This is a genomic window from Streptosporangium nanhuense, from assembly GCF_059358815.1.
On sequence record NZ_JCADBG010000001.1, the window covers coordinates 1087242 to 1107710 of the forward strand.

Consider the following 20469-nt stretch of genomic DNA (forward strand, 5'->3'; position numbering starts at 1 on the left):
CCGGCGGAGAGGTCAACTCTTGAGCCCGGTGAACGCGATCCCCTGCATGATGCGGCGCTGGAAGATCAGCAGGACGATGATGACCGGGATGACCGCGAGGGCCGCGCCCGCCATGATGTAGTACGCCCGCCCGGACTCGCTGCTGGCCAGCTGCTGCAGGGCCAGCGGCAGCGTGTAGAGCTCGGGGTCGTTGAGCACCACCAGCGGCCAGACCAGGTCGTTCCAGTGGAAGATGAAGCTGGTGATCGTCACGACCGCCAGCACCGGCTTCGACAGCGGGATGATGATGCGCCAGAAGATCTGCATCCGTCCCGCGCCGTCGATGCGCGCCGCCTCCTCCAGCTCGGTGGGCAGCGACATGAAGAACTGGCGCAGCAGGAAGATGTCCAGCACCGAGGCGATGTTGGGCAGGATCAGTCCCCACCCGGAGTCGAACATGCCGAGCGCCTGGGTGACGTGGATGCGCGGCACCAGCAGCGTGATCGTGGGGACCATCATGCCCGCGAGCAGGACGACGAACAGCTTGTCCCTGCCGGGGAAGGGGATCCTGGCGAAGGCGTAGGCGGCCAGCGCGTCCACGAGGAGTTTGGCCGGGACCAGGATCAGGCAGACCCAGACGCTGTTGACGAACGCCTGGCCCAGCCCGCTGACCTGCAGGACGTGCTCGTAGTTCTCCAGTGTGGGGGAGAACTCGCCGGTCTTGCGGTCGAGCGGCAGCAGGCTGGGCACCTTGGTGTAGACGTCCGAGCCGTGCTTGAACGAGGTCGCCAGCATCCACAGGAACGGGACGACCGACACCAGGGCCAGCAGCACCAGCGCGATGTAGATGGGCGCGAGCCGTACTTTCCTCGCGGCCTTCACGACGCCTCCTGCTTGACGAACTTGAACTGCAGCGCAGTAATGATCATGATGAAGACGAACAGGATGAACGACATCGCGCAGGCCGCGCCCATCGCGTCGTAGCGGAACGCGAACAGGTACAGGTGCAGGACGTAGGTCAGGCCCGACTGCTCGGGGCCACCGGTGACGCTCCTGCCGCCGCCGCCCGAGAAGATCACGTACACCAGGCCGAAGACCTGGAGCGCCGCGATCACGCCGGTGACCAGCAGGTAGAAGGTGGTGGGCCGCAGCATCGGCACGACGATCTTCCAGAACCGCTGGACGGGCCCCGCGCCGTCGATGATCGCGGCCTCGCGGATCGAGTCGGGGATGCCCTTCAGCCCGGCGAGATAGATGATCATCGAGATGCCGCACTGCCAGGCGGCTATGAACGACAACGCGGGGATGACCAGGTCGGGGGTGTTGAGCCAGTTCTGCGGCGGGATGCCGACCAGGCCGATCATGGTGTTGACCAGGCCGTACTGCGGGTCGTAGAGCCAGCGCCAGATGGCGCCCACGGCCGCCTCGGCGGTCACGACCGGCAGGAACAGCAGCAGCCGGAACATGTTGGAACCCCGGCGGATCGCGTTGATCAGCAGCGCCTGCACGAGCGCGGTGCCCAGCGTGAGCGGTACGGCGATCAGCGTGTACTGCAGGGTGACCTGGACCGACTTCCAGAAGTGCGGGTACTTCACGTCGTCGAACAGCAGGTCGGTGTAGTTGGCCAGCCCGACCCAGTTCGGCGCCGTCCGCAGGTTCCAGTCGGTGAAGCTGTAGTAGAGGGCGGCCAGGGCGGGGTAGAGCAGGAAGATGACGAAGTAGATCACCGCGGGGGCGATCAGCAGCCACCCGATGACGTGGTCGCGTCGCCCGAACCCCGGGCGACGGCGCCGCCGCCCGGGAGGAGGCGTCACGGCGGGCTTGTCAGCCAGCACCGGAGATGCCACGTTTGCCTCGCTTTCGCGTTAGCCGTTCCACTTGAGCAGCGCGCGCGTCTTGTCCGCGGCCTCGGTCAGCGCCTGCTGGGAGGTGACCTTGCCGCTCAGCGCCGCCTCGATGGCGGGTGCGATGATCTCGTCGTTGATCTGGATCCACTCCGGCAGGGCGGGCCTGGCCTGGGCGACCTTGAGCTGCTCCAGGAACGCCGCCTGGTCGGGCCCGAACGTGGCCGCGTCCCGCTCGGCGGCCTCGATGTTGGTCGGGAAGCCGCCCAGCGCCTGCGCCAGCGTGGTGTTGTTCTGGGCGTTCGTCAGGAAGGTGAGCCACTTCCACGCCAGCTCGGCGTTCTTGCCCTTGCTGAAGACCACCGCGTTCTCGCCGCCGATGTTGCCGGAGGGCTGGGTCTTGTACGGCAGCGGGGCGGTGGTGAACTCCAGGTCGGGGAAGTCCGCCTTGATGGTGGCCACGTCCCACGGGCCGGAGATCATCATTCCGGCGAGGCCGTTCTCGAAGGGCTTGTCCGAGTCGGTGATCTGCCGGGGCGACGAGGGCAGGAGGTCGACCCAGAGCTGGAGCGCGTCGACTCCGGGCTGCTGGTCGAACAGGATCTTCTTGCTCTTCTCGTCGACGAGGGAGCCGCCGGCGGCGCCGAGGAAGCCCGGCCACATCCAGCCGCCGTAGCCGTCACCCTTCGGCACCACCATGCCCGCGATCTTCGGGTCGGCCTGGTGGATCTTCGCGGCCGTCGCCTTGAGCTCGTCCCAGGTCTTGGGAGGCGTCGGCACCAGCTTCTTGTTGTAGAAGAGCGCCACGGCGGTGTGGTCGAGCGGCAGCCCGTAGAGCTTGTCGTTCACCTTGTTGGTGTTGAGGGCGCCCTCGTAGAAGATCTTCTCGTCGACCGTGCCGGCGGGCATCTCCTTGATGGTGCCGTCCAGGGCGTACCTGGCGACCAGCGGCTGGTCCAGGATGCCGACGTCGGGGACGGTCCCGGCGGCGACGGCGCTGCCCAGCTTGGTGTTGTAGTCGTCCTTGGGGATCTTGACGATCTTGACGGTGACGTTGTTGGCCTTCTCGAAGTCGGTACGCAGCTTCTCGATGACCTCCCCCGCCTGCGGGGTGCGGTCCTGGAACATCCAGTAGGTCAGTGTCGTGGCCTCCGAGGCCGTCCCGTTGTCGCCGCCGCAGGCGACGAGTCCGGCGAGCAGTGCCATACCGGCCGCAGCCCCTGTGACTCTCCTGATCATTTCTTCCTCCTGATGGGGGGTGCAACGGACGATAATGTAAGATGTGAAAAAAGTTCAGTCCCCTTAAGAAACGCTTTGGTAACACGGAGGAGAGGCGGACGTGCGTCACCCGTGAGGCAGGGGGCGTCCGGAGGTTCGGAGGCCGGACGGAGATCTTCCGGTTCTCAATTACCATGTGCCGTGACATGGGGAGGTGGGCCATCGTGAGGCCCGAGCGCAGGACGGTCCGCGACGTGCGCAAGGGCAACCGGGCCATGCTGCTGCGGACCCTCTACTTCAGCGGCCCCGTGACCCGCAACGAGCTGACCAGGCTCACCGGCCTCAGCGCCGCCACGGTCAGCAGCATGACGGGCGACCTCCTCGCCGAGAACATCGTCGTCGAGGCGGGCCAGACCGAGTCCGACGGCGGCCGGCCCCGCGCTATCCTCCGCGTCAACCCCGTGTACGGCCACGTGGTCGGCGTCGACGTCGCCGAGACCCACGTGCGCGTCGAGCTGTTCGACCTTGAGATGAACGAGAGGGCCAGGGTCGAGTACGCCCTGCGTCCGGCCAGGCACCAGATCGAGCTCGTGGTGCGCCACATCCTCGCCGGGGTCGAGGGCGTCCTCGACGACGCGGGCGTCCCGGCGGGCCGGGCACTCGGCGTGGGGGTGGGTGTCCCGGGCATCGTCGAGGGCGGTCCCGACGCGCTCATCCACACCAGGACCTTCGGGTGGGACGGCGTACCCATGGGAGCGCTCCTACGCGCGGGCACCACCCTCCCGCTGTTCGTCGAGAACGGCACCAGGGCACTGGGCCGCGCCGAGCTGTGGCCCGGCCCCCGCCCCGGCGGGGGCGGGGGCGGGGGCGAGCCGTGGCGTGACGGCGCGGCGCGCGGGATCGGCGGGCCGGGGTACGGCACCGGCGTCGCCGGTAGCCTTTTCGGTCCGGGAGGTCCGGGAGGTCCGGGAGGTCCGGGAGGTCCGGGAGGTCCGGGAGGTCCGGACGGCATGGCGCGCCCGGGTGGGCCGGGACGTGAGGGCGGCGACGCGGGACGCGGGTCCGGTGACGCGGTGATCGTGCTGATCGGTTCCGGCGTCGGGGCCGCCATCGTCTCCGACAACATGACCTTTCGCGGCGTGAGCAGCAGCGCCGGAGAGTGGGGCCACACCAAGATAGTGGTGAACGGCCGGACCTGCCGGTGCGGAGGGCGCGGCTGCCTGGAGGCCTACATCGGGGCCGGGGGCATCCTCGACCGCGCCGGGGTGCCCACGCGCACGGCCGACTGGCAGGCCGAGCTGTCCGCCCTGGTGGAGTCCGGGTCGCCGGTGATCGCCGAGACCGTCACCTACCTGGGCGTCGGCCTGTCCAACCTGATCAACCTCATCAACCCCGAGCGGATCGTCATCGGCGGCTGGCTCGGGCTCCTGCTCGGCAGGCACCTGCTCGACGACATCCGCGCCGCCTCGGCGGAGAACTCCCTGCCCCGGCCGTACGCGGCGACCTCCATCGTCCTGGGCCGCCTGGGCCCCGACGCCGTGGCCCACGGGGCCGCCACCCTCGTCCTGGACGAGTTCCTGAACGCCCACCCCTCCTGAGCCCGCCGGACGCCTTGGGCTCGCCGGGCGTCTTGAGCTTGCTGGGCGTCTTGGGCGCGTCCCGCTGATTTCGCGGCCACCGCCTCTCTCCAGGAACGGCCGGGGTGACATGGGGTGGGTGCCTGTTAGATCCTATTTGCCCAGGTGAGAGCCTTAAAGTATGAGATATTCAGACAGGGGTGGTGGGCTGTCCGCGCAGGAGCGAGCCAGGCGCGAAAGGGTGCGGCTCCAGGCCGCCGACATGTTCGCGGGGGAGATCGCGCCGACGCGGGTGGCCCGGCTGCTGGGAATCACCCGGAAGTCCGCCTACGAGTGGTACGCGCTCTGGCGTCGGGGCGGCAGGGCGGCGCTGGTCTCCAAGGGCGCCGGCAGTGGCCGCAAGCTCACCGACGAGCAGCTGGCGCGGCTGGAGGCGGCCCTGGAGGAGGGCGCCGCCGCCCACGGCTGGGACGACGGCCGCTGGACCACCGAGCGCGTCGCCGCGCTGATCGCGGAGAGGTTCCAGGTCTCCTACACCGCGCGCGGTGTGGCCTACCTGCTGGACCGGCTGGGGTGGACCGGCCGGTTCCGGTTGCCGGTACGCCGGACGGGGCGGCAGGCGGGGCGCGGGGCGGTGTGACAGCCGGGCGCGAATCGCGGGCGGAGCCGGGCCGGTGATCCTCGCCCCGGTGTAACCTCCGCCTTTCCTTTCCGGCGACAATCCCCGACCAAGGCTTTGTCCTTTCTGGGGCGAAAGTCCTTATGGCTCTGAACTAGCGTCTTACGTGACGTCGATTCAGCATATTTCCTGGAAATCTGTTCGACGCCCTGTAAGTCCTGGCGGCACGCCGGGTTCAACCATCAGACACGGAGTGATTCTTCATGTTCAAGCATGCTCTCGCCGCCGGCACCTTGGTGGCATCCAGCCTGGTCGTCGGCCTGATGATGGCGGCTCAGCCCGCCGGCGCGAACGCGGCGCCCCAGCAGGTCGCCTCCCTGTCGGCACTTCCGGTGACCACCGGCGGCAGCAGCTTCGACCCTTTCAACCCCTTCGGTCCTTTCGGCTTCTACCCCCGGTATTCGACTTTCGGTGTCTACAACACCTTCGGTCCTTTCGGTTTCCGGCCTTTCTACCGCCCGGTTCTCTACACCCACTGGTAAACCCTGAAACGGCATGAGTGAACGGCGCCGGGCATGGTCGAGCCATGCCGGGCGCCGTTCACGTCCACGGTGACGATGACGGTGGCGTCGCCGCCTTCCGTCACGGTCCGGCCGCACGATCGGGCCGGGCCGATCGTCGCCGCCCGTACGCCGTGCGGCCGAACGGTTTGAAGACCGAGAGCGCCACGTTGAGCACGTAGAGGGCCAGCGCGACGCTCGGCGCGACGACCAGGACGCGGTCCACGCCGCCGAGATCCAGGGAGGGCAGTTCCGCGGGAAGGGCCCGGGACACCGCGGCGGCGGCCGTCTCGATGTGGGGGCGCAGCGCGAACACGGACGCGGTGACCGCCGCCGGCGTGGTCACCAGCTTGATCAGCACCCAGTGGTACCTGGCGAACCCCCACGGCGTACCCAGGCAGAGCAGCACGCCGGTCAGCAGCGCGCCGAGGCCTAACGGAACGATCAGCGTGTCACCGAAGACGTCCATGGCCAGGTAGGAGGCCCGCAGCGTCTCCGGATCCCCGGTCGTCAGGGCGGTGACCCCGAGACCGAGCAGTCCCAGGTCGAGCCCGAGCCAGCCGACCGAGATCACCACGTGCAGGGTCAGGACGGTCCTGCGGACCGGAGGCGACATGGCCGGCGCGGGGCGGCGGGCGAGACGTCGTGCGACGCGGTCGTCGGAGGGGGCGGTCGGGGGCATGGGCGCCTTCCGGGCACGTGCCGCACCGCGTACCGGCCCCTGCCGCGCGGGCCGTCAGGTGGCCTGGAAGTGGGAGGACCGGCGAAGCGGCCCGGCGGGAGCGGGACGGGATCGTCGTGATGTCCACTCCACTCTGGCCGGGAACGTCCACCGGGCCGTCCTCCGCCGGGTGGCTTCTCGCGTACGCCCTCCGTCGTACGGGGGCGTGATCAATGGGGTGGCCCGCTCCGGCCCCGCGCGGTGGACGCGCGGAGGGCGGAAGGCGGAAGGCGTCCGGGCCCGTCCGGGCCGGGGAGGACGCGCGGCGGGCGCGCCCCGGGAGCCGCTCGGGGCGGCTCTCAACCCGCTTCCGTCGTCGTGCCCGGAGCGGTGCGTGACTGCCGGCGCATCGCCAGGACGATGTCCGCGATCGCGATCACGGCCAGCACGGCCATCGCGACGGTGAGCCAGGTGATCCCGGCCACGAAACCGAGCACCCCGAGGCCGATCACCGCTATCAGGGCGAACGAGCCCAGGCGGATGTGGACCACGTCGCGCGGGGTGGCCGCCACCATGGGCTTCCCGCTCGCCGAGGTCTCTTCCGGCATCTGTCCTTCGGCCGTCATGTTCTTCTCCTTGCTTGGGACGCGTCCTTTACCCGGACGCCCCTCTGTCATGTGTCCGGCTCACGTCTGACGTGATTGTGCGAGCGCCTCCACCAGTCCTTCGGTGTCGGAGACCGTCAGGGTTGCGCCCGGATGGGTCAGGAAACCGCCGGGCGCCAGCGCGGGCACCGGGGTGCGGAACCGGACGCACACGCCCCGCCTGGCGTTGGTGCCGAACGTCACCCCGCGGTCGGCCAGCGACAGGCGCGGCCCGATGACCTTCCACGGCGCGTACGGGCCGGTCACGGTGGTGCCCGCGATGTTGGACAGGGGCGTGCGCAGTGACCAGAAGCCGAAGCGGACCGAGAACTCGCCCTCGCGCACCTCGGCGAAGGCCCTGCCGGGCCCCACCCCGAACAGCAGCAGCGGTATCCGCCAGGCCGGGTCGAGGCCGAACGCGAAACGCGTCATCAGGTCAGGACTCCCAGGGGGCGGTCTCGCCCATCTTGGCGTAGTACTTGGCCAGGTGGGCCTTGATCCGGCCGAGGTCCTCCTCGGGCACCTTGACCCCGCCCCGGGCCCCCTGAAGGATCCCTCCCGCGGCATGCACGGCATGCGGCACCACCTTGAGCCTGCCGTCGATCACGTCGGCGATGGGAAGCTTGTAGCTTCCGAAGTTCTCCGGCTCGTCGCCGTCGTACCAGACATGAGCCTCCCTGTACCGGGCGTTGGGCTCCTCCTCGGCGCCCGACCACGAGCGGACGCGCTTCTCCGCCGCCTCGCCGTCCCAGGCCCTGTCGTGGTCGGCCAGTGGCAGATCCTGAAACCGGGTGACCGTCATGAGCTCGCTCCCTTCGTCGAGGGTTTTCCTACCCGGGTGACCGGCCCCATGCCTGCCGGCGACATATTCGGGCTTTCACCGGGGAGGGGGTCGGCATGACCGACACTCCTGAGGTGAGCGAAGACACGGCCGAGCGCGACATCCCCGAGAAGGATCCGCCGCCCGCCGGCCCGCGAGGCGTCGACGGCGAGACCCGGGTCGTGGCGGAGCGGTCGGGGTCGGACACGACCTTCCCCGAACGGCCGCTGCTGGCGGACCCCGACGACGCGCGCCGCGTCCCGGGGGAGGAGAGTCCCGAGGGTGCGAGCCACGCCAAGGAGGAGGCCGAGGCCGACACCGGGGAGGCCGACACCGGGGAGGCCGAGGACGCCGAGCACGTCGAGGACGGGGCGGAGGGGAGCCAGAAGGGCACGTCCGGCAACGGAACGCCGGAACCGGAGGTCGGCCCCGCCTCCTGACGCGACCGCCGGGAGGGGCGCCTTCTCCCCTGCCCCGCCCCCTCGGAGCCAGTTTCGTGAAGGGCCCCTTCGAAGGCCGCCCGGTCTCCGAGGGAGCCCTTTTGCTCGTGCGGTGACCGGTGGGGACGGGCCCGATGGCCGCTCCGGCGACGGGCCGCCCGGGGTCGTACGGCGCGGGGCGGCTCACCCGCGGACGGGTCTCTTTCCGGTGAAGGCCGTACACCCTCACCCGCTGACGGTCACGCGCCGACAAGGGGGTTCCCCGGGCCTTCGGAGAGTCGCTTTCCCCGAACGGGAGGGAGTTCCCCCCGGGCCTTCGGGGAGCGGCTCTCCCCGAACGCGGCGGCGGGGGTCCCGGAGAACCGGGACCCCCGCCACATGGTCGCGAGTCAGCTCTTGAAAGCGTCCTTGACCTTCTCGGCGCCGTCCTTCAGCTTCTCGCCGGCCTGCTTGAGGTGGCTGTCGGCCTGGTCGGTCCTGCCCTCGGCCTCGAGCCGCTCGTCGCCGGTGGCGCGTCCCGCGCCCTCCTTGACCTTGCCTCCGAGCTCTTCGGCCTTGTTGGCAATCTTGTCGTCGGCACCCATGATGTGATTCCTCCCGTTTGTGGATTTTTGTCCACGCAGTGATATCCCCTCTCCTGCAGAGGAGGGGGTAAACATGCCCCTCCCCGATGCCCGTCCCCGATGCCCGTCCCCGATGCCTGAGCCAGGCCGATCCGGCATCGGCCGGTCGCCGAGGGTGCCCGGACCGCCGGGCGCGGCCGTGCCCGCCTCCCGGGACTCCGGGGCGTCAAGGTCATCAGGGCCACCGGATCGCCTCCACCGCCGGACGTCGCCCGCACGGCGGGACAGTCTCCTCCCCGGAGACGAGCCGGCCGTGCCCGGAGTGGAACGGCCGGGGCATCGGAACAGCGGGCCATCGGAACGGCGGGGGCATCGGAACGGCCGGGACATTGGAGCGGCGGGAGTATCGAAACGGCCGGGCCATTGGAGCGGCCGGGTCCGGCGGGAAATCAGAATGACGGATGCTGCGCTTTCAGCGAAAAGCGCTGACAGCGAACGACGGAAAGCACGGTCCCCGGCGGGACTATGGTCACGAGTATTCGTTGTTCGCGCCCCCCGGGTTCGGAGTAGGTGGAAGACATGAGCGGTCCCCAGAACGTCCCCGAAGACCAGCTGTACCAGCGGCTGCTGCGCAAGCGGATCGTCGTGCTCGGCAGCGAGGTGAACGACGAGGTCGCCAACCGGATCTGTGGTGAGCTGCTCCTGCTCTCCGCCGACGACGACCGGCGCGACATCTGGCTCTACATCAACTCACCCGGCGGCTCGGTGTCGGCCGGGATGGCCATCTACGACGTGATGCAGTACATCCCCAACGACGTCGCCACCGTGGCCATGGGCATCGCGGGGCGCCCCGGGCAAGCGTTACATCCTGCCGCACGCCAGGGTGATCATGCACCAGCCCTCGGGCGGCCTCGGCGGCACCGCCGCCGACATCGCGATCCAGGCCGAGCAGATGCTCTACACCAAGCAGACGATGCGCGAGCGGATCGCCTTCCACACCGGCCAGCCGCTGGAGCGGATCGAGGACGACTGGGATCGCGACCGCTGGTTCACCGCCACCGAGGCCAGGGACTACGGTTTCGTCGACCAGGTCATCCGGAACACCAGCGAGGTCGTGTCCGGGGGCTGACATTCCGGTCCCGGGACGAATTTCTCCAGGAATGATCGCACCCCGGGAATAATCTCGCTTCCGGGGCGGTTTCGCGTCGAATGGCTTGGCGCCATTTCCGGCCTGGATCGGAAATGGCGCCACGCGTCGAATTGTCGATCCGCCGGCCGTTGAACGGCCGCTGCCCGGTCACTCCGACAGCCGTTTCCCCGGCCTCGGCCCCATCCGGGTTTTCCCGGTCCCGGTGGTCGCTCCGTCAGTGGTGGCAGAGCAGGCAGCGTACGGCGTGCTCGAGAGACTCCGCGTCGGTGATGGGCGAGGGCCAGGGGAGCCGGATCAGCGTCGGGTCGTCCACGCCGCAGCGGACGGTCGCCCCGAAACGGTCGAGCTCCCACAGCCAGGCCTCCGGCACCGGCGCGGCGAGCAGGGAGCCCAGCGCGGTCTCCAACTGCCTGCGGTGGGCGTCGTTGATGTGGTGGAGCATGCGCTCGGCATCACCCATCAGGGGGTCGGGGGCGGCGTCGAGATACTCCTCCGCGTCCAGGACACCCGACTCGGGCCCGGTGAGATAGATCACCCTGCCGACGTCGACGCGGAGAAGCCTGGGGCCGTCCGTCCCCTCCAGCACCTCGAACAGGGCCTCGTCGGGGCAGCGCTCGGCGATCGCCACCGCCGTCCTCCTCACCTCGGCCGCGGGTACGGCCTGCACCCAGCCCTGCACCTTGAGCAGGCCGCGCGACAGCTCGTGCTCTCCCAGCGAGCGGTTCGACGTCAGATCCACGGTCACCACGGGCTCGTCCAGCGCGTCGTGGAGCGGGTCGCCCGGCAGGACGAGCAGCACGGGACGGCCCGCTTCGTCCACGCCGCCCTTGGCGGGTGTCGCGGGACCGGTGGCTCCGGAGATGGACACGTGGGTGGGAGCGGCGGTGGCGGCGAGGGTGCGGACCCGCTCGGGGATCGGCGGAGCGGTGACGGGCTGCATGGACCGGCTCTCCTTGAGGTCGGGAGATACTGCTGTGTAAGATTAGCCTTGCCTAACTAAGGTAGACCTAACCACAAAGGAGTGAGCATGCGCTACACCGGACCGAAGGTGCGTCTGTCCCGGAGGGCGGGCGTGCCGCTGACCCGCAAGGCGGTCCGCTATTTCGAGGAGCGTCCCTACCCGCCGGGTGAGCACGGTCGCAAGACCAACCGGCGGCAGACCGGTGACTACGGCCTGCGGTTGATGGAGAAGCAGAAGCTCCGCTGGTACTACGACGTCTCCGAGCGGCAGATGCGCCGCTACTGGGACCTGGCGTTGCGCGGCACCGGGCGTGCGGGCGCGGAGCTGGTGGTGCTGCTGGAGACGCGTCTCGCCTCCCTGGTCCTGCGCTCCGGCATCGCTCCGTCCATTTACGCGGCCCGCCAGTACGTCGCCCACGGCCACATCACCGTGGACGGCCGCAAGGTCGACATCCCCAGCTACCTGGTCAAGCCGGGCCAGGTCATCGCGGTGCGCGAGAAGTCACGCCGGATGCAGCCCTTCGTCGCCGCGTCCGAGGGCACGTACGCGGACGACCGGATCGCCGCCTACCTCGACGTCAATCACGCCGAGCTCAAGTTCACCCTGTTCAGCCGCCCGCTGCGCGAGCAGATCGTGGTCCCGGTGGACGAGCAGCTCGTGGTGGAGTTCTACTCGCGCTGACCTGACGCCGATCCGCGGCGCCGGCCCGCTGCCCCCGGGTGGCGGGCTTTCTCGCGCCGCCGTTCCTGCGCGCCGCCGTTCCTGCGCGTTCCCTCGCGCCGCCGTTCTCCCGCGCCCCCGTTCCCCCGCGTTCCCTCGCGCCGCCGTTTCCCCGGGCCGCCGTTCCCCCGCGTTCCCTACTGGCGCGCGTCACCGTTCGACGTCGTCTTCCCGGGGGCCGGAGCGCCGCCGTTTCCTCCCGGGTGCGCGCCGCCGTTCGCCGCGGTGTTCGCGGGGGCCGGGCCGCCGCCGTTTCCCGCCATGACCGGGATCGGAGCGCCGTTCGGCGTCACCGGGACCCGGTCCCGCAGCTCCCGCACCTCGGCCCGGAGCGTGGCCAGCTCGGTGAGGACCGCCCTGCCCAGTTGCTCGGTCGCCTGCACCGACTCCTCGGCGTGCTCCTCCTCCATCGCGCTGACCACCACCGCGATGAACAGGTTCAGCACCACGAAGGTGCACACCAGCATGAACGCCACGAAGAACACCCACGCCGAGGGGTGATGGGCCATCACCTCGCGGGTGATGTCGGACCAGGCGTCACCGGTCATCATCTGGAACAGGGTGAACAGCGAGGTGGGCAGGTCGCCGAAGTACTCTGGGGCGGTGACGTGATAGAGCTTCGTGCCCATCACCGCCGTGACGTAGAGGACCAGCGCCAGCAGCAGCACGATCGAGCTCATCCCCGGCATCGCGGTGAGCAGCGCGGTCACCACCCGGCGCAGGCTCGGCACCACGGAGATCAGCCGCAGCGCCCGCAGGATCCGCATCGCCCGCAGGACCGAGAGACCGCCCGCCGTGGGCAGCAGCGAGACCGTCACGATCACGGCGTCGAAGACGTTCCACGGGTTGAGGAAGAACCGCCAGCCGTAGGCGTAGAGCCTGACGGTCAGTTCGACGACGAAGATGTAGAGCGCCAGGTGGTCGACGGCGCTGAGCAGCGTGCCGTACCGCTCGACGACCGTGACCGAGGTCTCCAGTCCGAGTGTGGTCGCGTTGACCAGGATGACGGCGACGATGAACTGCTGGAAACGGTGCGTTTCGAGCAGGGCGCGGAGACGCTCGCGCGAGGGCACGGGGGCTCCTGGGGGTCGGAGGGACCGAGACAGCCAAGATCATAACGGACCGGTGAAGTTCCGGATCCGCCACGCCTGTCACGAAACGTTTCGGTCCTTTGATGTTCTCCGTACGGCAACATCGCGTGCCGCCGTGCGGCGACATCGCGCTCCGAAAAGGTGCGTCGCGCGCATCGGCCCCCGGCCCGCGGCGGCGGGCGACGCGCCCGGCCTGGATCCCGCTGCCCCGCTGCCTTTCGGTCGCCGGTCCCTCCGGTCCCTCCGGTCGTCGGTCGTTCCGGTCATCGGTCCCGCCGGTACCGGCGGGGCGCGAGGCCGACGCCGGACGGTCGTCACAGGCGGGAGTGGAGATCCGCCTCGGCGGGGCGCGGGCTTCTGTCCGACCGGGGCAGGACGGCCAGCCCGACCAGGAAGAGGACGCAGGTCAGCAGGATGAGCTGCACGTCGTAGCGGAGATCCTTGGTGGGCGTCAGCAGGTTGCCGACGTGGAAGCCGGTGTGCGCGCCGACCGCCATCCAGACCGCGCCGCTGCGCATCCGTGCCGCCGTGCAGACGAAGCCCAGGGCGGTCGCCAGCACGACGTAGAGCAGTTTCTCGGTGAGGCTGTCGGCCGGGCTCTGGGAGACGATGTGCATGACGCCGAAGACCGCCGACACGACGAACAGGACCATGCGCGGTGACAGGCGGTCCGAGAGCGTGTCGAACAGGTGCCCCCGCCAGAGCAACTCCTCGGGGAACGCCTGGCCGAGCACGATGACCGCGATCGCGAGCGCGATCGCCAGGTAGGGCGGCGTGGGCGCCGTTCCCCGTTCCCAGGAGGTCCAGGTGGCCACGCCCAGGGCCACCGAGAGCGCGTTGCCGGCGGCCACCGGCACGGCGCCGATGAGCAGGCCGACCGGCACATGCCACGCGGCCGACCAGGAGCGCGTCAGCCGCACCCCCGACCAGCTCTGGTGGCCCAGGTAACGGCGGATCGCGTACACCAGGGCGATCGAGGCGACCGTGGTGCCGAGCACGCCCAGCGGTCCGTAGAGCGGATCCGCCCGGTCCATCAGCAGCACGACGGGCAACGTTCCGACCAGGATCTGGACGAACATGGCGGCCATGACTATCAGGACGGCCCAGAAGGGGCGGGTGGCTCTCATGAGCGGCAAGATTAGGAACGGGAACCGCGTGGGCGCATCGAGCGGCGGATAGAAACGACCATGACCACGGTCATGGTGTCCGTAGGGGGATCACCTGCGGGAGTCCGACGGCCTAAGGTCGTGGCATGCCGCGTTTGGAGTGGATGCGCGACGCCGACCGGCCGTTCCTGTTCAGTGTCCTGTTCTGGGGCGTGCTCGTCGCAACCGCCGTCGCCCACGTGCTCTCTCCCCGCAGCACGCTCTCCCACGTGCTGACCGGGCTGAACCTCGCGCTGGTCGCCGGCCTGTGGCCGGCGCTGCCGTGGGACCTGTCGCGGGGCCGCCGCTTCGTGGCCCCGGTGTTCCTGGTGGCCACCCTGCTGCTGGGGGCCACCGGTTCCAACGGCACCCACACGCTGCTCCCCCTCATCGCCGTCGCCAACCTCGCCTTCCTGTACGGCATGCGCGTCGCGTCGGTCATCCTGACGTCGCTGGCGGTGTTCCTGTTCGCGGCCGTCCCGCTGCTGTTCGGCAAGTCCGTCCTCGACGGGCTGGCCCAGATCGGGGAGATGGCGATGTTCTCCGCGTTCGTGCTGGGAATGGCCTCGTCCACGCTGGAGGCGCGCCGCAGCCGCGAGGAGACGCGGCGCCTGCTGGGGCGGATCAGGGAGCTCACGGTCGCGGAGGAGCGGGCGAGGATGGCCGCGGAGATGCACGACTCGATCGGGCATCACCTGACCGTGATCAAGATGGACCTGGAGAACGCCGAGCGCTTCCGCGAGCGCCGCCCGGAGGCGGCCTGGGACGAGGTGCGCCAGGCCAAGGAGCTGACCGTCGAGGCGCTGGCCGACGCCCGGAGATGGGTGCGCGCGCTGCGCCCGCTCGCGCTGGATGGCCGGGTGGGCAGCGCGGCGCTGGAGCGGCTGGCGGCCTCGTTCGACGGCATGGGCATCACGGTCACCTTCGAGGTGGAGGGCACCGAGCACCGGCTCGACGCCGACGCCGAGCTGGTGCTCTACCGGGTGCTGCAGGAGGGGCTGACCAACGCGGTCAGGCACGCCGAGGCGCCGCACGTGGCCGTCAGGCTCGTCTTCGGCGGGTCTCGGACCGTGCTCGTGGTCACCGACGACGGCAAGGGCGCGGGCGAGCGCTCCGGGCGAGGTTTCGGGCTGACGTCGCTGGCCGAGCGGACCCGCTCCCTCGGCGGTACGCTGACCGGCGGCAACGCCCCGGGGGGCGGGTTCGCGTTACGGGCCGAGCTGCCGGTCGCCCTACCGGCCGCTCCGGCCGGGGCGAGGAGGCGATCATGAGCCCGATCAGGATCATCCTGGTCGACGACCAGGTGCTGATGCGCCAGGGGCTGCGCAAGCTGCTGGAGGTCGAGCCCGGGATCGAGGTGGTGGGGGAGGCCGCCGACGGCCGGGAGGCGCTGCGGGTGGTGGCGGAGACCGACCCGGACGTGGCCCTCGTGGACGCGCGGATGCCCGGGATGGACGGGGTGGAGCTGATCGTCCGGCTCTCCGCGGAGCACCCGAGGGTGGCCGCGATCGTGCTCAGCACCTTCGACGAGGACGACTACATCTTCGGCGCGCTGCGCGGCGGCGCCCTGGGCTACCTGCTCAAGGACTGCTCGCCCGAGGAGCTGGTCTCGGCCGTCCACCGGGTCGGCAGGGGAGAGACGGTGCTCGGCGCCCCGGTGGCCGCCAGGCTGGTCGCCGAGCTCCGGCACGCACCCTCGGCGGGCGGCGGATCGCGGCCGGAGGACCCGCGCTCCGCCCGCTTCCAGGGGCAGGACCTGCTCTCGGCCCGCGAGGTCGAGGTGGCCAGGATGGTCGCCCAGGGAGCCGTCAACCGGGAGATCGCGGCCCGGCTGTTCATCACCGAGGGCACGGTCAAGAACCACGTCTCCAGCGTGCTGCGCAAGCTGGGCCTTCGTGACCGGATCCAGCTCGCCCTGCGCTTCAAGGAGTGACCGCGAACCGGCGGGCTCCTTCCGGGGGCGGGTCCGCTGCCGAGACCGTTGCCGGTACCGATCGGGGCGTGCCGTCAAGCGGCGCGCGCCGTACCTCCCGCCCTGAACCGGTGAACGTGACGCCGGGCCGCCTCCCCGGCCAGACGAGTGAGTCCTGAGGCCGAGAAACAGGTGGGCGCGGCGTACCGGCTGACGAGCCCGCTCGTGGAGCACGTCGGCAGTGGGGCGGATGTCGCCACCCGGGCTCGCCTCAAGGCCGACGAACCCGTCCTCGACGCCGGAGCGGAAGCGATGACAGTGCTCGCGCGGTTCCGCGTGCTCGGTTCCGGGGTCAGGCCGGGCGGACGCAAAAGGGGTGTCCGGCCGGGCTGGCGTACACCCGGGAGCTCTGCCGAGTGGAGGCGACGGCGTCGTCGGCCGGTCGCAGCCGTCGACCGCCGGCGTCGAGCACCTGCTTGTCCGCGGTCACCGCGTCGTCCGTGGAGAGGTCGAAGTGCATCTGCTGGGAGGCGCTGTCGGGCCACTGCGGCGGCACATGCCCCGGAGCGTGCTGGATCACGATCACGGGGAAGCCGTCGACCCGCAGGAAGTGGTGCGTCGCCGTCCTCGTGATCGAGCCGCCGAGCAGCCGGTGCCAGAACGAGCTCTCGCTCCGCAGGTCCGCGGCGTCCACGATCAGTGACGTCAGGTTGAAGGTCATGGTGTCTCTCCTCGATTCCTGTGCGCGGGTGCGGCTCAGACCACGGGGATGATGCCGCCGTCGACCCGGAACTGAGCGCCGGTGAGCCATCTGGCGCGGCCGGAGGCGAGGAAAGCGATCATCTCCGCGACGTCCTCGGGTTCGCCGGGGCGCCCCATCGGCACCTTCAGGTGGTCCACGATCTGCTGCTTGACGTCGTCGATGCCCACGCCCTGGCTGTCGGCCATCCGCTGGAGATGGCTGACCGCTCCCTCGGTGACGACGAAGCCCGGCAGAACGCACACCACGCGTACGCCGTGCTCGCCCACCGCCGTCGCCAACTCGCGGCTGTAGGCGTTGAGGGCCGCCTTCGACGCCGCGTACGACGCCTCGGCGGGCTGGGGGAGGTGGCTGGCGATGGAGGAGACGTGCACCACGACGCCGGAGCCACGCTCGACCATCCCGGGAACCAGGGCCCGGTCGAGCCGGACCGCGCTGAGCAGGTTCATCTCCAGGTCGGCGAGCCAGGACGCGTCCGACCGCTCCAGGGTCTGCATCGGCCCGGTCGCGGCTCCGGCGTTGTTGACCAGGATGTCGACGCCTCCGACGCTGTCCACCACTCGTCGGCCGAGTTCCGCCACCCCCTCCTCGGACCGCAGGTCGGCGGGAACGAAAGTGGCGGGCAGGTCTTCGGGAGGCGCGGTTCGTGAGGCCGTCAGCACGGTGGCACCGGCGGCGGCGAAGCGACGGGCCGTCGCCTCCCCGAGCCCTCGGCTACCGCCGGTCACCAGCACACGCAGGCCGTCGAGCCCTTCGTCCTCGGTCGTCATGGGCGTACCCCTTCGGTAAAGTGAACCGGACTCCGGAAAGAGTACACGCAAACGGAGTTGGACTCACTTTATGGAGGATCGTTGCCGTCATCCCGTCCGCTGCGCGCCGATGCCCGCCGCAACCGCGAAGCGCTCCTGGTCGCGGCGCGCGAGGCGTTCCTCGCCGACGAGGGCGCCCATGTGGAGGAGATCGCCCACCGGGCCGGTGTGGCCATCGGCACGCTGTACCGCCACTTCGAAACGCGCGAGGCGCTCATCGCGGAGGTGTACCGCCAGGAGGTCGCCGAGCTCTGCGCGACCCCCGCCCGACTGCTCGCGCAGCACGCCCCCGACGAGGCCCTGCGCACCTTCCTGCTGCTGCTCGTGGAGCACGCGGCGGTGGGCAGGGGGATGGGTGAGGCGCTGGAGAGCATCATGGCGACCGATTCGCCGGTCTTCGACGACGCGCGCGACGAGATGGCCCGCGCCCTGGACGAACTTCTCGCCGCGGGTGTCGTGGCCGGCCTCGTCCGCGGCGGCATCGGCGGGCGCGTCGTGCTGCGCGCCCTCGGCGGCATCTGCGGGATACGCGCCGAAGGCTGGCGGGACGACGCGCTGCGCATCGCCACGATCCTGTACGACGGGTTGCGCTACGGCGCGGCGAACAGCGGTTAGAAGGCCGGTTCGCCGGTCGTGACGGTCCTGGGGGTGTCCGGGGGACGGGCGCAGTAGTCGCCGATGCCCGACTCCAGCAGATCGAAGGCGTGCTCGGCGTGCCGTCGCAGGTCGGGGGCGATGGCGTCGAGGGTCTCGCCCGCCAGCATGCGCTCGACGGAGTGGGTCATCAGCCGGTGCAGGACCGCGTTGACCTGGGCGGCGACGAGCGCGGGGGTGAGGTCGCCGGGGTCGGCGCCGGCCTCCTCGGCGAGCGTTCTGGCCAGGGCCTTCTCCCGCCCCTCCTGCATCTCCCTCAGCCGGCCGTTGAGCGAGGGGCTCTGGGAGACCATGCGGGTGAAGGCGTCGCTTCCCTCGTGGAACCCGTAGCGGTGGTGGCGGGTGTCGAGCGCGTCCAGGAAGTCGCGGCGCAGCGCCTCCAGCGGGCTCTCGCCGGGCCTCCGCTCCCGGACGACCCTGCTCGGCAGGTCCTCCACCTCCTCCTGACGGTCGAAGAGCAGGTCCTCCTTGGTGCCGAAGTAGTTGAAGACCGTGTTGACCGACACGTCGGCGGTCCTGGCGACCTCGGCCACCGTCACGTTGTCGAAGCCCTTCGTCACGAACAGCCACGTGGCGATGTCGGAGATGCGCTGCCTGGTCTCCCGTTTCTTGCGCTCGCGCAGACCCTCGCTCATGGGCCCATCCTAGGTGCCGGGCTATTTTTGCAGTGACTCTAAAATTGGTGTTACTGTAAAAAAGGAGGCGATCAAATGATCAAGACATCGGCGTTGAGCAAGACCTTTCCCGGCGGCGTGGAAGCCGTCCGGGGTGTCGACCTGGCGGTGGAGGCCGGGGAGATCGTCGGGTTCCTCGGCCCGAACGGCGCGGGAAAGACGACCACCATGCGCATGCTGACCACCCTGGTGCGTCCCACCGGCGGCACCGCCACGGTCGCGGGCCACGACCTGCTCGCCGACCCGAGGGGAGTGCGGCGGCGCATCGGCTACGTGTCCCAGAACGGCGGGACGGACCCGTCGAACCCGGTGGGGGAGGAGCTGGAACTGCACGCCATGCTGTACGGCATGCGCCTGGCGGAGGCGCGCCAACGGGTCGGCGAGGTGCTCGACCGGTTCGGGCTCACCGGGCTGCGGGATCGGCCGGGCGGCGCGCTCTCCGGCGGCCAGCGCCGCCGCTTCGACCTCGCCTTCGGCCTGGTGCACGACCCCGTCCTGCTCTTCCTCGACGAGCCCACCACGGGCCTGGACCCGCAGAGCCGGGCCGCCCTGTGGGACCACATCAGGAGCCTGCGCGACGGGTCCGGCCTCACGGTGTTCCTGACCACGCACTACCTCGACGAGGCGGACACGCTCGCCGACCGCCTGTTCGTCATCGACGGCGGCGTGATCGTCGCCGAGGGCACCCCGGCCGAGCTCAAGGGCGGCACCGGCAGCCTCGACGACGTCTTCCTGTCCATCACCGGCCGCTCCCTCAGGGACGATCCGCCGCCCCCGCCGGGAACGGTCGGCGAGTCCCTCGCCGGCCGTTCCCGCGGAGAGGATCCGCCGGGCTCATCGGGCTCGCCGGGCTCGCCGGGCTCGCCGGGCTCACCGGGAACGCGCGGCGGGCGGCGGGCGGCTCACCCGGCGGGTGAGCGGTGATGAGCGCCGTCCGCGACACCTGGCTGATCTTCCGGCACAACGTCCGGATCTCCCTGCGGCAGAAGGCCGGGATCGTCTTCGGCGTCCTGCAGCCCCTGCTCTACCTGGTGCTGTTCGGCCCGCTGTTCGTCACGATCGGCCCCTGGGAGACGCTCATTCCCGGCCTGCTCATCCAGGTGGCGCTGTTCAGCGCGGGCCTGGCCGGGTTCGGCATCGTCATGGACGCCAGGGCCGGGGTGCTGGAGCGGCTGCGGGTCACCCCGGCGCACCGCGTCTCCCTGCTGCTCGGCCGGGTCCTGGCGAACTCGCTCACCCTGGTGATCCAGTCGATCATGTTGATCGCGGTGGGCTACGCCTTCGGCCTGCGCGCGGCGGTTCCCGGCGTGCTGGTCGCGCTGCTGCTGATGACCCTGCTCGGCGTCAGCCTGGCCGCGCTGTCCAACGCGATCGCGCTCGTCATGGACCCCGAGGCGTTCGCGCCCGTCATGAGCACGGCGATCGTCCCGCTGGTCCTGCTGTCCGGTGCGTTCCTGCCGATGTCGATGGCGCCGGGCTGGCTGGACGCCCTGTCGCGCGCCACGCCGTTCCGCTACGTGCTGGAGGCCATGCGCGAGCTGTTCAACGGCCACTACATGAACGTGACCGTCGGGCTCGGCGTCGCGGTGACCGCGATCCTGTCGCTGCTCTGCGTCGCGGTGGGGACCCGCGTCTTCAACCGCGAGAACGCCTGACCGCCGCTCCGGC

General features: G+C 70.3%; 23 protein-coding genes and 2 pseudogenes. 11 read left to right on the forward strand and 14 right to left on the reverse strand.

Features of this window, described 5'->3' with window-relative positions; genetic code table 11:
* Nucleotides 1–12 precede the first annotated feature (12 nt).
* From AC5L38_RS04520 to AC5L38_RS04530, 3 genes are read right to left on the reverse strand one after another with little or no spacing between them, the layout of a single operon-like run.
* The gene (locus AC5L38_RS04520; protein WP_495241461.1) at nt 13–861 is read right to left on the reverse strand and encodes a carbohydrate ABC transporter permease; all 849 of its coding nucleotides are present in this window, start codon (nt 859–861) and stop codon (nt 13–15) included.
* Nucleotides 858–1814 (reverse strand): carbohydrate ABC transporter permease, encoded by a 957-nt coding sequence (locus AC5L38_RS04525; RefSeq protein ID WP_495241462.1) that lies wholly within the window; start codon nt 1812–1814, stop codon nt 858–860. Before AC5L38_RS04525 ends, AC5L38_RS04520 begins: the two co-directional genes overlap by 4 nt.
* Nucleotides 1815–1844: 30 nt before the next feature.
* Nucleotides 1845–3062: an ABC transporter substrate-binding protein gene (locus AC5L38_RS04530; protein ID WP_495241463.1), complete on the reverse strand. Its 1218-nt coding sequence runs from the start codon at nt 3060–3062 to the stop codon at nt 1845–1847.
* Between the two features lie 185 nt (nt 3063–3247).
* Here AC5L38_RS04530 and AC5L38_RS04535 point away from each other — a divergent pair, with 185 nt between their 5' ends.
* The 3 genes and pseudogenes from AC5L38_RS04535 to AC5L38_RS04545 all read left to right on the forward strand — a co-directional run bounded on the left by AC5L38_RS04535 (nt 3248) and on the right by AC5L38_RS04545 (nt 5779).
* Entirely contained in the window at nt 3248–4639 is a 1392-nt protein-coding gene (locus tag AC5L38_RS04535) for an ROK family protein (RefSeq protein WP_495241464.1), read from the forward strand.
* 160 nt (nt 4640–4799) lie between these two features.
* A pseudogene (locus AC5L38_RS04540) lies at nt 4800–5237 on the forward strand (winged helix-turn-helix domain-containing protein); the annotation flags it as partial.
* 263 nt (nt 5238–5500) lie between these two features.
* Nucleotides 5501–5779 carry a hypothetical protein gene (locus AC5L38_RS04545; RefSeq protein WP_495241465.1) on the forward strand — a complete coding sequence of 93 codons (279 nt, stop codon included), beginning with the start codon at nt 5501–5503 and terminating at the stop codon, nt 5777–5779.
* 100 nt (nt 5780–5879) lie between these two features.
* Here AC5L38_RS04545 and AC5L38_RS04550 read toward each other — a convergent pair whose 3' ends face one another.
* The 4 genes from AC5L38_RS04550 to AC5L38_RS04565 form a co-directional block, all read right to left on the reverse strand.
* Entirely contained in the window at nt 5880–6479 is a 600-nt protein-coding gene (locus AC5L38_RS04550; RefSeq protein ID WP_495241466.1) for a hypothetical protein, read from the reverse strand.
* A gap of 338 nt (nt 6480–6817) precedes the next feature.
* Nucleotides 6818–7084 carry a hypothetical protein gene (locus AC5L38_RS04555; RefSeq protein WP_495241467.1) on the reverse strand — a complete coding sequence of 89 codons (267 nt, stop codon included), beginning with the start codon at nt 7082–7084 and terminating at the stop codon, nt 6818–6820.
* 60 nt (nt 7085–7144) lie between these two features.
* Nucleotides 7145–7534, reverse strand: coding sequence for a hypothetical protein (locus AC5L38_RS04560; RefSeq protein WP_495241468.1), 390 nt, complete (start codon nt 7532–7534; stop codon nt 7145–7147).
* 4 nt (nt 7535–7538) lie between these two features.
* A complete protein-coding gene (locus AC5L38_RS04565) occupies nt 7539–7904 on the reverse strand; it encodes a hypothetical protein (RefSeq protein ID WP_495241469.1) in 366 nt (121 codons plus the stop codon).
* 113 nt (nt 7905–8017) lie between these two features.
* On the opposite strand from AC5L38_RS04565, the gene AC5L38_RS04570 reads away from it, so the two are divergent.
* On the forward strand, nt 8018–8362 hold the full coding sequence (locus AC5L38_RS04570) for a hypothetical protein (protein WP_495241470.1): 345 nt from the start codon (nt 8018–8020) through the stop codon (nt 8360–8362).
* A gap of 389 nt (nt 8363–8751) precedes the next feature.
* Here the strand turns inward: AC5L38_RS04570 and AC5L38_RS04575 are convergent, their stop codons facing one another.
* On the reverse strand, nt 8752–8946 hold the full coding sequence (locus tag AC5L38_RS04575) for a CsbD family protein (RefSeq protein WP_350966559.1): 195 nt from the start codon (nt 8944–8946) through the stop codon (nt 8752–8754).
* 558 nt (nt 8947–9504) lie between these two features.
* On the opposite strand from AC5L38_RS04575, the pseudogene AC5L38_RS04580 reads away from it, so the two are divergent.
* A pseudogene (locus AC5L38_RS04580) lies at nt 9505–10054 on the forward strand (ClpP family protease).
* Between the two features lie 235 nt (nt 10055–10289).
* Here AC5L38_RS04580 and AC5L38_RS04585 read toward each other — a convergent pair.
* On the reverse strand, nt 10290–11015 hold the full coding sequence (locus AC5L38_RS04585) for a DUF2470 domain-containing protein (protein ID WP_495241471.1): 726 nt from the start codon (nt 11013–11015) through the stop codon (nt 10290–10292).
* An 87-nt stretch (nt 11016–11102) separates the two neighbouring features.
* On the opposite strand from AC5L38_RS04585, the gene rpsD reads away from it, so the two are divergent.
* A complete protein-coding gene (gene rpsD, locus AC5L38_RS04590) occupies nt 11103–11717 on the forward strand; it encodes a 30S ribosomal protein S4 (RefSeq protein ID WP_495241472.1) in 615 nt (204 codons plus the stop codon).
* A gap of 176 nt (nt 11718–11893) precedes the next feature.
* On the opposite strand, the gene AC5L38_RS04595 is transcribed toward rpsD, so the two are convergent.
* Nucleotides 11894–12829, reverse strand: a complete 936-nt coding sequence (locus AC5L38_RS04595) for an ion transporter (protein WP_495241473.1) — start codon at nt 12827–12829, stop codon at nt 11894–11896.
* A gap of 332 nt (nt 12830–13161) precedes the next feature.
* Nucleotides 13162–13974: a CPBP family intramembrane glutamic endopeptidase gene (locus AC5L38_RS04600; protein ID WP_495241474.1), complete on the reverse strand. Its 813-nt coding sequence runs from the start codon at nt 13972–13974 to the stop codon at nt 13162–13164.
* Nucleotides 13975–14099: 125 nt separating this feature from the next.
* On the opposite strand from AC5L38_RS04600, the gene AC5L38_RS04605 reads away from it, so the two are divergent.
* Nucleotides 14100–15263: a sensor histidine kinase gene (locus tag AC5L38_RS04605; RefSeq protein WP_495241475.1), complete on the forward strand. Its 1164-nt coding sequence runs from the start codon at nt 14100–14102 to the stop codon at nt 15261–15263.
* Nucleotides 15260–15925: a response regulator gene (locus AC5L38_RS04610; RefSeq protein WP_495241476.1), complete on the forward strand. Its 666-nt coding sequence runs from the start codon at nt 15260–15262 to the stop codon at nt 15923–15925. Before AC5L38_RS04605 ends, AC5L38_RS04610 begins: the two co-directional genes overlap by 4 nt.
* Before the next feature lie 331 nt (nt 15926–16256).
* Here the strand turns inward: AC5L38_RS04610 and AC5L38_RS04615 are convergent, their stop codons facing one another.
* Nucleotides 16257–16625 (reverse strand): VOC family protein, encoded by a 369-nt coding sequence (locus tag AC5L38_RS04615; protein ID WP_495241477.1) that lies wholly within the window; start codon nt 16623–16625, stop codon nt 16257–16259.
* Between the two features lie 35 nt (nt 16626–16660).
* Nucleotides 16661–17434, reverse strand: coding sequence for an SDR family oxidoreductase (locus AC5L38_RS04620; protein WP_495241478.1), 774 nt, complete (start codon nt 17432–17434; stop codon nt 16661–16663).
* An 81-nt stretch (nt 17435–17515) separates the two neighbouring features.
* Here AC5L38_RS04620 and AC5L38_RS04625 point away from each other — a divergent pair, with 81 nt between their 5' ends.
* Nucleotides 17516–18088, forward strand: a complete 573-nt coding sequence (locus AC5L38_RS04625) for a TetR/AcrR family transcriptional regulator (RefSeq protein ID WP_495241479.1) — start codon at nt 17516–17518, stop codon at nt 18086–18088.
* Here the strand turns inward: AC5L38_RS04625 and AC5L38_RS04630 are convergent.
* Nucleotides 18085–18762: a TetR/AcrR family transcriptional regulator gene (locus AC5L38_RS04630; RefSeq protein WP_495241480.1), complete on the reverse strand. Its 678-nt coding sequence runs from the start codon at nt 18760–18762 to the stop codon at nt 18085–18087. The two genes, AC5L38_RS04625 and AC5L38_RS04630, sit on opposite strands and share 4 nt — an antisense overlap.
* Before the next feature lie 75 nt (nt 18763–18837).
* Here AC5L38_RS04630 and AC5L38_RS04635 point away from each other — a divergent pair, with 75 nt between their 5' ends.
* Nucleotides 18838–19725 carry an ABC transporter ATP-binding protein gene (locus tag AC5L38_RS04635; RefSeq protein ID WP_495241481.1) on the forward strand — a complete coding sequence of 296 codons (888 nt, stop codon included), beginning with the start codon at nt 18838–18840 and terminating at the stop codon, nt 19723–19725.
* Entirely contained in the window at nt 19725–20456 is a 732-nt protein-coding gene (locus AC5L38_RS04640; RefSeq protein ID WP_495241482.1) for an ABC transporter permease, read from the forward strand. Before AC5L38_RS04635 ends, AC5L38_RS04640 begins: the two co-directional genes overlap by 1 nt.
* The last annotated feature ends 13 nt before the right edge of the window (nt 20457–20469 follow it).